The organism is Streptomyces albireticuli (genome assembly GCF_002192455.1).
Classification (GTDB): Bacteria; Actinomycetota; Actinomycetes; order Streptomycetales; family Streptomycetaceae; genus Streptomyces; species Streptomyces albireticuli_B.
The window spans coordinates 326,232-338,978 of sequence record NZ_CP021744.1 but is presented as its reverse complement, the minus strand read 5'-3'; the positions used below and the strand labels follow the sequence as shown (position 1 = coordinate 338,978).

The 12,747-nt window shown below is 73.5% G+C and carries 10 protein-coding genes; 7 read left to right on the top strand and 3 right to left on the bottom strand.

Annotated features, from left to right (window positions below; all coding sequences use genetic code 11):
* Window positions 1-90: 90 nt before the first annotated feature.
* Together SMD11_RS01470 and SMD11_RS01465 are read right to left on the bottom strand one after the other, a co-directional pair.
* Window positions 91-1,512 (bottom strand): MFS transporter, encoded by a 1,422-nt coding sequence (locus SMD11_RS01470; RefSeq protein WP_087930226.1) that lies wholly within the window; start codon window positions 1,510-1,512, stop codon window positions 91-93.
* Window positions 1,513-1,574: 62 nt separating this feature from the next.
* Complete coding sequence (locus SMD11_RS01465) at window positions 1,575-2,228, bottom strand: TetR/AcrR family transcriptional regulator (protein ID WP_087924657.1); 654 nt, start codon at window positions 2,226-2,228, stop codon at window positions 1,575-1,577.
* A 420-nt stretch (window positions 2,229-2,648) separates the two neighbouring features.
* Between SMD11_RS01465 and SMD11_RS01460 the strand changes: the two genes are divergently transcribed.
* The 4 genes from SMD11_RS01460 (at window position 2,649) to SMD11_RS01445 (ending at window position 8,933) form a co-directional block, all read left to right on the top strand.
* A complete protein-coding gene (locus tag SMD11_RS01460; protein WP_087924656.1) occupies window positions 2,649-3,137 on the top strand; it encodes a pyridoxamine 5'-phosphate oxidase family protein in 489 nt (162 codons plus the stop codon).
* A gap of 81 nt (window positions 3,138-3,218) precedes the next feature.
* Window positions 3,219-6,419, top strand: a complete 3,201-nt coding sequence (locus SMD11_RS01455) for an amino acid adenylation domain-containing protein (protein ID WP_087924655.1) — start codon at window positions 3,219-3,221, stop codon at window positions 6,417-6,419.
* Complete coding sequence (locus SMD11_RS01450; RefSeq protein WP_087924654.1) at window positions 6,416-7,627, top strand: cytochrome P450 family protein; 1,212 nt, start codon at window positions 6,416-6,418, stop codon at window positions 7,625-7,627. Before SMD11_RS01455 ends, SMD11_RS01450 begins: the two co-directional genes overlap by 4 nt.
* Window positions 7,628-7,706: 79 nt before the next feature.
* Entirely contained in the window at window positions 7,707-8,933 is a 1,227-nt protein-coding gene (locus SMD11_RS01445) for a cytochrome P450 (protein ID WP_087924653.1), read from the top strand.
* 92 nt (window positions 8,934-9,025) lie between these two features.
* Here the strand turns inward: SMD11_RS01445 and SMD11_RS01440 are convergent, their stop codons facing one another.
* Window positions 9,026-9,796, bottom strand: coding sequence for a FadR/GntR family transcriptional regulator (locus tag SMD11_RS01440; protein ID WP_234365843.1), 771 nt, complete (start codon window positions 9,794-9,796; stop codon window positions 9,026-9,028).
* 131 nt (window positions 9,797-9,927) lie between these two features.
* On the opposite strand from SMD11_RS01440, the gene SMD11_RS01435 reads away from it, so the two are divergent.
* From SMD11_RS01435 to SMD11_RS01425, 3 genes are all read left to right on the top strand, one after another.
* Window positions 9,928-10,407, top strand: a complete 480-nt coding sequence (locus SMD11_RS01435) for a flavin reductase family protein (protein ID WP_199843778.1) — start codon at window positions 9,928-9,930, stop codon at window positions 10,405-10,407.
* A 91-nt stretch (window positions 10,408-10,498) separates the two neighbouring features.
* A complete protein-coding gene (locus tag SMD11_RS01430; RefSeq protein WP_087924651.1) occupies window positions 10,499-11,728 on the top strand; it encodes an acyl-CoA dehydrogenase family protein in 1,230 nt (409 codons plus the stop codon).
* A gap of 181 nt (window positions 11,729-11,909) precedes the next feature.
* A complete protein-coding gene (locus SMD11_RS01425; protein WP_087924650.1) occupies window positions 11,910-12,449 on the top strand; it encodes a flagellar hook-length control protein in 540 nt (179 codons plus the stop codon).
* Window positions 12,450-12,747 lie beyond the last annotated feature (298 nt).

The following is a 12,747-nucleotide window of genomic DNA, read 5'->3' as shown; positions in this document are numbered from 1 at the left end:
TCCGGGCCCGCCCATTCCCCACCCGGTGACGACCGGCCGTCAAGGCACTGGTACGACATGGACGGAATCGGTCCCTCTGGCCGGTCGCCGTCAGCGTCCGGCGTCTTCGAGTGGATATCGCCTTGCCGGACAGGCAGGGGCGGGGCCGCTCCGGTGCGTATCGCCGCGAGGCCGTGTGCCGGGCCGGTCGCGCGGCAGCAGCGACGCCGGCAGCAGGCCGAGAGCGGTGAGTCCGGCGAGGACCAGCAGGGTGGACCCCATCGCCGGGGACGACTCCAAGGCCGCGCCCGCGTCCGAAAGCCCCGCGGCGGACGACGCCGGCGGCGTCATCCCGGCGGCGACGGCGATGCCGAACGTCGGGCCGACGTTCATGGCGGTCTGCTTGAGTCCGCCGACGACCCCCGCGTACCCGGGCGGCGCGTCGCCGACGACGGTGCCGGTGGCGGCGACCATCACGGTGGCGAACCCCGCACCGAGCACGGCGAACGCCGCGCCGGTGACCGTCCACGCACCGGCCTCGCCGATCCGGGACAGCCCCGCGATGCCGAGCACGACGAGGACGACACCGGCGAGCGCGGCGCGGCGGGGGCTCGTCCAGCGCAGCGCGGCACCGGCGAGAGGCGCGCCGATGACCATGAACGCGGTCAGAGGGAGTACCCGCAGACCACAGTCGAGCGGGTCGAGACGGAGCACGTCCTGAAGGAAGAACGTGGTCACGAACAGCGTGCCGAACAGGCCGGCGGTGCTCAGCAGCAGGAGCGCCATCGATGCCGTCACCGGCACCGACCGCGCCACGGCCGGTGGCACGAACGGGTGCGCGGTACGGCGTTCGTGCGCGACGAGCACTGCCGCGACGCCCGCGACGGCGACGAGCCCGAGCAGCGTCGGCGTCCCCGTCCACCCGTACGCCGGCACCCCGGCCAGGGTGTGCACCAGGACCGCGAGCCCGGTCGTGAGCAGGGCGGCACCGGTGAGCCCCAGCCGCTGGGACGGGTGGCGTTCGGGCGCCGGCGCCCGAACGGCGAGGGTGAGCGCGGCGATCGCGAGCGCGGCCGGGACGTTGACCCAGAACACGGAACGCCAGCCCAGATGCGCCACGAGGACACCCCCGAGCAATGGGCCGGCCGCCGCGGCCACCCCTATCGCGCTGGTACGGACGGCGACCGGAGTGCCGAGCCGGTCCGGCGGATACGTGAGCCTCAGCAGTGCGAGCGTCGCCGGCTGGAGCAGCGCGCCGAACACCCCCTGGGCGACACGCAGGCCGATCACCCAGCCGACGGAGGGCGCGAGCGCGATGCCGGCCGAGGTGGCCCCGAAGCCGAGCACGCCGGTGAACAGCAGCCGCTGGTGCCCGTACCGGTCGCCGAGACGCCCCGCGAGGACCAGGAGCGCGGCCACCGCGAGCAGGTAGCCGGTACTGGTCCACTGGACCTGCGCCACGCTCGCGCCGAGGTCGCGCCGGAGACCGGGCTGGGCCATGAGCAGGACCGTGCCGTCCAGCGCGACGATCATCGCGCCGGCCGCGCTGACGAGGAGCGCGAGGTGCCGCCGTGCGGGTCGGGCTCCGGCCGCGGTCACGGGGTCACCGGGCCGAGATGAGCGTCCAGGGCCGCCGTGACGAGCCGGTCGAGCCGATCATCGTCGGGGGCACCGCTGGTCGACGGGGTGCCGAGGGCGAGCCGCAGGCTGCCCCAGGCCCAGAGCTGGGCGATGCCGTGCAGGTTCGACCAGAGGGCGGCGGCCGTGACCGCCGCCGCGCCCGCGTCCTCCGCGGCGCCGGGCCCGTGCGCGGGGTCCCGCTCCGCCCGGCAGCGGGTGACGAGCTCCACGACGACGCCGAACAGCGGGAGGGTCGACTCCCGCAGCCGGGGCCGGTCCGGTGCCGCGTCCTCGCTGTCGAGCAGGTCGTGCCGGAACATCAGCTCGAACATGCCGCGGTGCTCCAGCGCGTACCCGACGTACGCCCGCCCGAGTGCCCGCAACTGGCCGCGCGGCGACGTCGTACCGCCGGTCGCGGCCTCGAACCGGCCCTTGAGGTCCGCGAAACCGCGGTGGGCGATCGCGGAGAGCAGGGCGTGGTGGGTGGGGAAGTAACGGCGCGGCGCTCCGTGCGACACCCCGGCCCGGCGGGCGATCTCACGCAGTCCCAGTGAAGCGGTTCCCTCGGTCATGACGAGGTCCACGCCGATGTCGATCAGCCGTTCCCGCAGCGGGCTCCCAGATTCCATAGACAGTGTCTACCAGAGGAGGTAGACACTGTCTACTCGCAGAGAAAGGGCGGGTCAGGCCCTGTGGGGCCGGGGGTCCGTGCCGTACGGGCCGCTTCTGACGGTCGGCGTTCGAGCGGCGCGATCCGGACATGCTTGCGCATTCAAGCGTCCCGTCAGCCCTGGGGATGATCATCTTCCGGTGCGGCGTGCCCGCCCCGTCCCTTCGGCTCACTGTTCACTCCTACCTGCGGTGATCACTGAGTGTGCACGCCTCGCCGCGCTCTGGTGAGAAGCGGCTCAAAAACCGGCAGAATCCCGAGTTTGTCGGCCATATGTTCGGGGATTGATCACTCGCTTTCAAGATTGCTCAACAAGACGACGCCGCGACAGCACCGTTCCGGCCGCGCCGTGCCGGCCACCGAGACAGGAGCCCCACTCATGCTGCCCTCCATGCCCAGCCCCGCCCGCGAGCACTTCCTCGCCGAGCCGCGCGTCGGCGTCCTGGGGGTCACCGACTCCCGGGGCGGCGATCGTGCGCCCCTGATCGTGCCGGTCTGGTACGGCTACGAGCCCGGCGGTGACGTCGTCGTCCAGATGGGCCGGGCGACCATCAAGGCGAGTCTCCTGCGCGCCGCCGGCCGGTTCAGCCTCTGCGTGCAGGACGAGGGCAGGCCGTACCGCTACGTCAGCGTCGAGGGACCCGTCACGGCGATAGAGGAGACGGTGGACCCGGAGCTGCGCGAGGCACTGGCCCGGCGGTACCTGGACCCCGAGGAGGCGGGCGCCTATCTGGCGGCGACCTCCGACCAGCTCAAGGACGACATCGTCTTCCGCATGCGCCCGCGGCACTGGCGCAGCGCCGACTTCGCCGCCTTCGCGGCGGACTTCGCCGAAGCCGGCGCCGCCCAGGACGACGGCGCGGCCTGAGAGCCGGCGCGTCCTCCGCACCGCCCCACCGCACGAAACGGCGCGCACCCGCGCCGAAGCCCCACAAGCAAGAAGGACTCGATGACCGACACCGACGTTTCGTCACGCCTGCTGTTACCCCGTTCCCCGGCCCCCGCCCCGTCGCCGGCGGCGCCCGGCGCGCTCGCGGCCGGCTACCCCCGGGACAGCCTCGTCCCCGAGCTGTTCGAGGCGCGGGCCGCGGCGCGGCCGGACGCCCCGGCGGCCCGGCACGGGGAGCGCACCGTGACCTACGGGCAACTCGACGCCCACGCCGACGCCCTGGCGGCACGCCTGCTCGCCCGCGGCGTCCGTCCCGGTGACCTCATCGGCGTGTGCGGCAGCCGCTCGCTGGAAGCGCTGGTGGCACTGCTGGGCATCCTCAAAGCAGGCTGCGCGTACGTACCGCTCGACGACGACCTTCCGCCGGCGCGCCTGCGGGCCATGGCCGAGGACGCGGGGCTCAGCGCCGCCGTCACCCTGCCCGGCAGCACGCGCCCCGTGCGTGGTCTACGCGCGTCAGTCGAGGTCGGTTCCCTCGACCACCCCGTGCCTCCCACCGACGCCGCGGCCGCCGGCGCCCACCGCGGCCACCCCCGTACCCGCTCCGCGACCGACTGCGCCTACGTCGTCTTCACCTCCGGCACGACCGGCCGCCCCAAGCCCGTCGCGATACCGCACCGGGGCGTGGTGCGCCTCGTGCTGTCCGACCCCGAACTGTCACCGCCCGCCCCGGGCGACGGGGTGCTGCACGCCTACGGCCTGTCCTCCGACGCCTCGACGATCGAGATCTGGGGCGCGCTGCTCACCGGCGCCTGCCTGGTCCTCGCCGACCGGGAGGAACTCCTCTCACCCCTCGCCCTGGAACGCCTCTTCCGCGCGCAGAACGTGACGATGGCGTACCTGACGACGAGCGTCTTCCACCTGGTCGCCCGCACCCGCCCCGAGGCACTGGCCACGCTGCGGCACGTCTCCGCCGGCGGGGAGGCGATGGACCCGCGGCTGGCGAACGCCGTCCTCGCCGCCTGCCCGGACACCACCGTGGTCAACTTCTACGGCCCGACCGAGAACTCCGTGGTCTCCACCGCCCACGTCCTGGACCCGCTGCCCGAGGACGCCACGACCGTCCCCCTGGGCCGCCCCTTCGGCGCCTCCACCTGCCACGTCCTGCGGCCCGACGGCTCGGTGGCCGGGCCCGGCGAGGAGGGCGAGCTGTACGTCGGCGGCGACGGGCTGGCCCTGGGCTACCTCGGCGACCCGCGGCTGACCGCCGAGCGCTTCGTCCCGCTGCCCGCCGTGGAGCCGGACGGGCCGCTGTACCGGACCGGCGACCGGGTCGTACGGACCGCCGACGGCCTGCTGGAGTACCGCGGCCGCCTCGACCGCCAGGTCAAGCTGCGCGGCGCGCGCGTCGAACTCGACGAGGTGGAGACCCGGCTGCGGGCCCACCCCGCGGTCGGCGAGGCCGTCGTCGAGGCCGAGTCCGGCGCCCTGACCGCCTACGTCACGGCCGCCCGCCCCGGCGACCCCCTGCCGCTGCCCGCCCTGCGCGCCTACTGCGCCGAGTGGCTGCCCCCGCAGGCCGTCCCGGTCCTGATACCCATGGACCACTTCCCCGTGACCAGCGGCGGCAAGGTCGACCGCGCCCGCCTGAAGTCCACCGCACCGCTGCCCGGCCGCGCCGACGACGCGGCGAGCCGCGAAGGGACGGAGGAGGCGGAGGAGCCGAAGGTCGAGGGCCTGCTCGACGTCCTCACCGAGGTGTGGCAGCGGGTGTTGCGCGTACGCCCCACGCCCCAGGACGACTTCTTCCTCCTCGGCGGCGACTCCCTGCTCGCCTCGGAGGCCGTCACCCGCACCCTCGCCGTGCTCAGCCTCGACGCGGCCCTGGGCTCCACCCTCATCAGGGCCCTGCTGGCCGCGCCCACCCTGGAGGGCTTCACCGCCGCCGTGCGCGAGGCCCGGGGCGGCTTCGGCCGGGCGGACGACGCGGAGCCGGCCGTCGACTTCGCCGCCGAGACCGAGCTCGGCTTCGACCTCCCGCCCGCCGAAGGCCCGGCACCGCACCCGCACGACCCGAAGGACATCCTGCTCACAGGCGCTTCCGGGTTCGTCGGCGTGTTCCTGCTGCACCGCCTGCTGCGCTCGACGACCGCCCGCGTCCACTGCCCCGTCCGGGCGACGAGCCCGGCCCACGCCGAACAGCGGGTACGTACCGCGCTCACCCGCTACGGACTGCACCTCGACGAGGCCGACCGGCGGCGGGTCGAGTGCTTCCCCGGAGACCTGACCCAGCCGGGACTGGGGCTCGACGCCGGGCACTCCGCCGAACTGGCCCGCCGGCTGGACCTGATCGTGCACAACGGCGCCCGCGTCAACTTCCTCTACCCGTACGAGCAGCTGCGCCCGGCCAACGTCGACGGCACCCGCGAGATCATCCGCATCGCGGCACCCCGCCGGGTCCCGGTGCACTTCGTCTCGACCGTCGCCGTCGTCGCCGGGTTCGGCACCGCCGGGGTGCGCGAGGTGGACGAGGACCTGCCGCTCGCCCACGCGGACGGGCTCACCATGGGCTACGCCGAGAGCAAATGGGTCGCCGAAGGCGTGCTGCGCCGCGCCGCCGAACAGGGCCTGCCGGTGGCCGTGTACCGGCCGTACGAGGTGACGGGCGACCGGGCGACCGGCGCGTGCAACACCGAGACGGCCATCTGCTCGCTGTTCAAGACGGTCGCCGAGACGGGGCTGGCCCCCGACATCGAGCTGCCGATGGACTTCGTCCCCGTCGACCACCTCGCCGAGTCCGTGGTCCACATCGCCACGCACCAGAAGGCCGACGGCCGCGTCTACCACGTCACCAACCCCCGCCCGGCGATGTTCTCGGACGTCCTCGACCGGATGCGGGCGGCGGGCTTCACCCTGCGCACGCTGCCGTACGACCGGTGGGTCGGCGAGCTGGTGCGGTACGTCGCCGAGAAGCCGACGAGCGCCACGGCGCCGTTCGTGTCCCTGTGCGTCGACCGCAGCCGCAACGCCGACATGTCCGTCAAGGAGATGTACCTCAAGGACACCTTCCCGGTCCTCGGCCGGCGCAACGCCGAGGAAGCGCTCACGGACAGCGGACTGCACTGCCCGCCCGTGGACTCCGCGCTGCTGGACCGGTACCTGGAGTACTTCTTCGCCTCCGGCTACCTCGACCGCCCCGCGCACGTACCGGACCGGCCGGCGCCGCACGCCGCCGCGGCGGGATCGGAGCACACCGCGTGAACCCGTCCGAAGCCCTCGTCCCGGTCCCCGAGGTCGAGCCCGGCACCGCCGGACCGCCCTGCGCCTACGCCCGCCTGCGCGCCGAACAGCCCGTCGTCAAGGCACAGCTGCCCAACGGCGAGACGGGCTGGCTGATCAGCCGTTACGACGACGTGCGCGCCGCGTTCGCCGACCCCCGGCTCGTCCGGCCGCTGCTGTCGGCCTGGCCGCCCCGCGAAGGGTCCGACGCCCCGCCGCCGTGCCTGCCGACCTTCCTGGAGATGACCGGCGCGCACCACGAGCGGGTACGTCGCACCGTCCTGCCGATGTTCGGCCGGCGGCGGCTGGAGTTCATGGGGCCCCGGATCCGGACGATGGCCGGGGAGCTCATCGACGCCATGGTGGCCGGGGCCCGGGACGGCACGGCGGACCTCGTCGCCGCGTACGCCGAGCCGCTGCCGCTGCGCGTGCTCTGCGAGACCACCGGCCTGCCGTACGAGGACCGCGACGTCTACCTGCCGCACACCCTGGCGCTCCTCGGCGCGGCCGGGCTGACGATGGAGGAGGTGCTCGCGGCGCTGTACGCGCTCCAGGACTACGCCGAGGAGCTCATCTCCCTCAGGGAGAAGGACACCGACGGCGAGGACTACATCCGGCTGCTGCTGGCCGAGGCCCGCCGCCCGGGCAGCGAGCTGACCAGGGACGACGTCGTCAGCTTCGTCGTCACCATGCTGATGGCCGGCTACAAGACCAACATCCAGCACACCGGCAACGCCCTGCTCGCCCTGCTCACGCACCCCGAGCAGCTGCGGATGCTGCGTGAGGAGCCCGGGAGGATCGGCACCGCGGTGGAGGAACTGCTGCGGTACGTCCCGCTGATGAACGCCATCAACATCCTCGTCGCGAAGGAGGACTTCACCCTGCACGGGCAGCACATCCGGGCCGGGGACGCGGTCGTCCCGGTGCCGGCGTCCGCCAACCGCGACCCGGAGGCCTTCGACGACCCCGACCGGCTCGACCTGACCCGGTCGCCCAACGCGCACGTCGCGTTCGGGCACGGCCCGCACGCGTGCACGGGCGGGCACCTGACCCGGCTCCAGCTCGCCACCGCGATCGAGGTGCTGCTCGAACGGCTCCCCGGCATCGAGCTCGCCGTACCGGCGGAGACCATCCCCTGGGACGAGTCCACCCCGCTGCGCGCCCCGGCCCGGCTGCCCGTGCGCTGGTGACGCGCCCGCCCGGCGGACGCACTGCCGGCGCCCCCAGGAAAGAACCCAGGAAGATCCCAGGAAAGAGACCCCGCACACCATGACCGCACCTCACGCCCCCGCGTCCGAGGAAACCCCGCACGACGAGCCCCTCCCGCACTACCCCTTCAGCACCCGGGGCGACCGGCTCGCCCCCGAACTCGGCGAGCTGCGCGGCCGCTGCCCCGTGGCCCGGGTCAGCACCAACTCCGGCGACCAGGCGTGGCTGGTCACCGGCTACGAGCTCACCCAGCACGTGCTGCGCGACCGCGCCTTCGCCCGCTCCGTGCTGGCCGAGGCGGACAGCCCCGGGCAGGACGCCCCGATCCTGGCGCCCGAGCTGCTCGACGCCATGAACCACCTCCAGAAGGCCGGGCTGCGCGACGAGGTGCTCAAGGCCCTCGGCCGCAACCAGCCCGAACTTCCCGCCGACTGGGTGGAGGAGGTCACCCGCGAGGGCCTGGAGGCGATGGTCCGCGGAGGCGGCCCCGGCGACCTGCAACACCACTTCGCGGAGTGGGTCGCGGGGCAGTGCATGTGCCGGCTGCTCGGACTGCCCTTCGAGGACCACGCCTGGCTCGCCGTACGGGCCGACCTCGACCTGACCATGGTCACGCCCACCCACGAGGAACTCGCCCGCAACTGGGAGGAGATCCGCGTCTACATGCACGAGCACATGGCGGCCCGCCGCCCCGGTGAGCCGCGCGGCCTGGCGGACCGCCTCGCCGACCTCAACGCCACGCACCAGGGGCTGACGGACCGGCAGCTGTCGAACATCGTGTCCGTCCTCTTCGTCAGCGGCTACGAGGACTTCGCGAGCTTCCTGGGCGTCGCCGCCTTCAACCTCCTCCAGCACCCCGAGGTCATGAGCGAGCTTCGGGCCCGCCCGGAGACGATGCCGCAGTGCGTCGAGGAACTCCTGCGCTGCGGCGTGGTCCTGGGCAACGCCATCCCGCGCTTCGTCACCCGGGACGCGCGGCTCGGTCCGGCGGAGGTGAAGGAGGGCGACATGGTCCTGCTCTCCCTGGACGCGGTCAACCACGATCCCGCCGCGTTCCCCGAGCCGGAGACCTTCGACCCGACCCGTTCGCCCAACCCGCACCTCCGCTTCGGCTACGGCCGCCACCACTGCCCCGGCGCCCACCTGGTCCGCCGCCAGTCCGACGTGGCCTTCCGCGTCCTCCTCGACCGGCTGCCCGGCATCCGTCTCGCCGTGCCGCCGTCGGAAGTGCCCTGGCACCCCGACCGCATGGCCATCATGCCGGCCGGGATCCCTGTGACCTGGTAGACGGAACCCGGCACCGCGATCGCGGCTGAAGACGACGAGGCCACAGCTCTATGGGCTGTGGCCTCGTCGTCTGCGCGCTGTCGTCCGCGCGCTCAGGAGACCGGGGCCCCGCCGGCCTCCGGCGTGCCGGCGGGTGCGGCGGCCAGCCGCAGGGCCCGGTCGCGGTCGCGCGCGTCGAGGGCGTCGACGAGAGCGGCCTGCCGGTCGTACCGGGCCCGGAGAATCTCGGGGGCGGTGGTGGTGGGTCCGGCCGGTTCGGCGACGGTCAGCAGGCCGTCGTACAGCGAGCGCAGCAGTGCGCTGGGGCTGAGGGCGGCGAGGCGGGCGCGCAGCGTCCGGTCGGCGTGGGCGAAGGCGACGGGGTCGGCGGCGTCGGCGGCCTCGCCCAGGGGAGTCAGGTGACGCCGCAACCCGGCGATGTCGGCGGGGGAGGCGTGCCACAGGGCGTCCTCGACGAGCAGGGGGTCGAGGGCGTCGCGGACGCGCAGGGCCTCGTCCGGGCGCCGCTCGTCCAGGGCCCGGGCCCAGGCGTCCAGCCGCCCGGCGGGCGGTGGCTGGGCGGCGAAGAGCCCGCCGCCCGGGCCGGGCCGGACGGTGACCAGGCCGCGCGCCTGGAGGAGACGCAGCGCCTCGTTGAACGTGCCGACGGACACCCCGCACGCGGTGCGCAGTTCGTCCTTGGTGCCGAGACGGGCGCCCGGTTCGGTGCGGGTGACGCGCTCGGCGATGCGCTCGGCGGCCATCTCGGCGCGGGAGGGGGAGGCGGGGCGCTCCCAGTCGTCGCGGCGCAGGGCGGGGGGTTCGGCACCGTCACGCGCGTGGCCGGTGTCGTGCCCGTCTGTGCGGTGGTCTGCGGTTCCCACGGTGCCTCCTCGGTCCCCGACAACCCCGCCGGAATTGATTATGACGAATAGCATCGCACCTCTTGACGCCTTTCGTAAACCACATGCATGATCACCGTAATCATCATGATGATTAGAGGGGAGCGAGCACGGTGATCGAGCAGGACTTCCGCGACGCGATGGCCGGGGTCTGTGCCCCGGTGACGATCGTGACGGCCACTCAGCACGGGACCCCGTACGGGGCCACGGTCAGCGCCTTCACCTCGCTGTCACTCCGCCCGGCGATGGTCTCGGTGGCGCTGGACCGTTCCTCCGACGTCCTCGCGCGCATCCTCGCGACCGGGCGGTTCGGGGTGAACGTGCTCGGCCACGACCAGGACGAGCAGGCCAGGACCTTCGCCCGCCGTGTGCCCGACCGCTTCGCCGCGTCCGGGACGCCCTGGGGCTACGACCACGGGCTGCCGCGGCTGACCGGTGCGCCGGGCTGGCTCGTGTGCGAGCTCGGATCGGTGGTCGAGGGCGGCGACCACCTGCTGCTCCTCGGCGACGTCGCGCACGTCCGCACGGCCGAGGCAGCACCTCTCGTCTACGGTCGCCGCACCTTCGGCACCCACTCCGCGTTCGCGCGATGACCCCCGCCCCTTCCGCGTTCGCGCGATGAACCTCCGTCGGACGCCCCTCAGTCAGACACCCAGCCAGCCGAACCCCAGCCGGGAGCCCCACATGACCAGCACGTACACCCGTCCCGCGCCGTCCGCCGTCCCGCCCGCCGCGGCCCCGGCCCCGACCCGGGCCGAGCTCGTGGCGCGGGCGGAGGCGCTTCAGCCCCTGCTGCGTGAGCACGCCGCCCGGATCGACGCGGAGCGGCGGGTGACCGACGAAGTGATCGAGGCGCTCGCGGAGGCCGGCCTGTTCAAGCTGACCGTGCCGCGGCGCTTCGGCGGCCACGAGAGCGACGTCCGCACCCTGATCGACGTGACGGCCGCGATAGCCGAGGGCGACGGCTCGACGGGCTGGGTGGCCGCCGTGGTCAACACGGCCAACTGGCTCGCCGCGCTCTTCCCCGAGCAGGCGCAGGAGGAGGTCTTCGGTGCCGACCCCGACGCCCGGGTCACCGGCGTGTTCAGCCCGACCGCCACCAGCCGCAAGGTCGAGGGAGGCTGGCGGATGACCGGCCGCTGGTACTACAACTCGGGCTCCTCGCACTCCTCGTGGGCGGTCCTCGGCATGCCCCTCACCGACGGGGACGGCGAGGTGGTCGACCAGGCGATGGTGCTGGTCCCGCGGTCCGAACTGGAGCTGGAGGACACCTGGTTCGTCGCCGGGCTGCGCGGCACCGCCAGCAACTGCCTGATCGCCGAGGACGTCTTCGTGCCCGGGCACCGGGTGATGTCCGTACCCGGTGCCATCGAGGGGGACGTCCCCGCCGACCACGGCCCGAGCGGCCTGTTCCGCACCGCGTTCTCCCCGCTGCTCGCCGTGGGCCTCGCGGGCCCCCAGCTCGGCCTGGGGCGCGCCGCCTTGAAGCTCGTCACCGAGAAGGCCGCGACCAAGCCGATCTCGTACACGTACTACGAGACCCAGGCCGAGTCGGTGGGCGTCCAGCTCCAGGTCGCCGAGGCCGCCATGAAGATCGACACCGCCCATCTGCACGCGCACCGGGCCGCCGCCGACCTCGACACGGCCGCGGCGCAGGGCGCCGACCTCGACATGCTGACCAGGGCGCGGGTGCGCGCCGACACCGGACACGCCATCGACAACCTCCTGTCCGCCATCGGCACCCTGCTCAATGTGCACGGCGCCGGGTCCTTCGCGGACACCAGCGCGCTCCAGCGGATCTGGCGCGACGCGAGCGTGGCCGGCCGGCACGCGGCGTCCACGCCCGCGGTGGCCATGGAGATCTACGGGAAGGTGCTGCTCGGGGTCGAGGAGCGGATCACGCCCTTCGTCTGACCGCGCCCGATGCCGCCGGTGCCGGTCATGTCGGGGACGACCCGGCCCGGCCCGCTCGCCGCGCCGGGCCGGAGCGCCCTCCGGCGCGGTGTCCGGTTCCCCCCTTGGATGTCCTGTGAAGAGCGTGAAGAATCCGCACCGTCACGCCATGTCTCTCGTGTCACATCGGTGAGGAGAAATCATGCGCTCGGTGAAGACGGCCCTCGCTCTCGGTGTCGCGGCGCTGGCCGCGGCGGGGAGCGTCATGGCCCCGGCCGCGACAGCCGCGACTCCCTCCGTGAACGCCAACGGAAAGGCCATGACCTGGACCCTGCTCGCGGACGGCCCCAGTGGAACGGTCCAGGTGGGCGGCGGTCCGCTGAGCAACGCCTATCAGGGCGACACCGCCGTGTCCACGGCGTTGCCCCTGCTCTGCCTGAGAGTCGACGGCCGGCCGGCCCCCGCGGGCATCACACCCGGTTTCTACGCGGGCTGGGCGCGCGGCACGGTCGCGGCCACCGGTCCGATCCGCGGCACCCGCCTGACCAGCCTCGCGGTCGCCGACGGCGTCTGCGCGAACAACTTCGGCCCGGGCTGGCGCATGGCCGAGTTCCACGACGGCAGGTACGGCCCCAACCTGGAGAGCTCAGGGGGCTGGAGCTTCTGGGCCTACGGTGACGTCCCCGCGGGCACCCGGTTCTGGACATCCATCGACGACCAGCCGGCCAACCCCTGGAACTGAAACGGTCCGGGCGGCGGGGTAGGTCAGGGTGATACGCCCTGACCTACCCCGCTGTTCTTCACTGTGAACGATCCGTCACCATCCGTCTGGAGCCTGACTGTTCCGGCCTGGCGCCCTGACCAGCCGCGCAGCCCTTCCTCGCCTCCATGTCATAGTGGAGCCTTTCATTCAGCAAAGGACCAAAGGCTCTCTGCCTGAGGTCCCGTCAGCTATGAAGACTGAGCAAGGGCTCGATCGTCACGCAGCGGCCCGGAAGCCCGGGAAACCGTGGCGTGGTTCCGTGCGCGCTGTGCTGCCG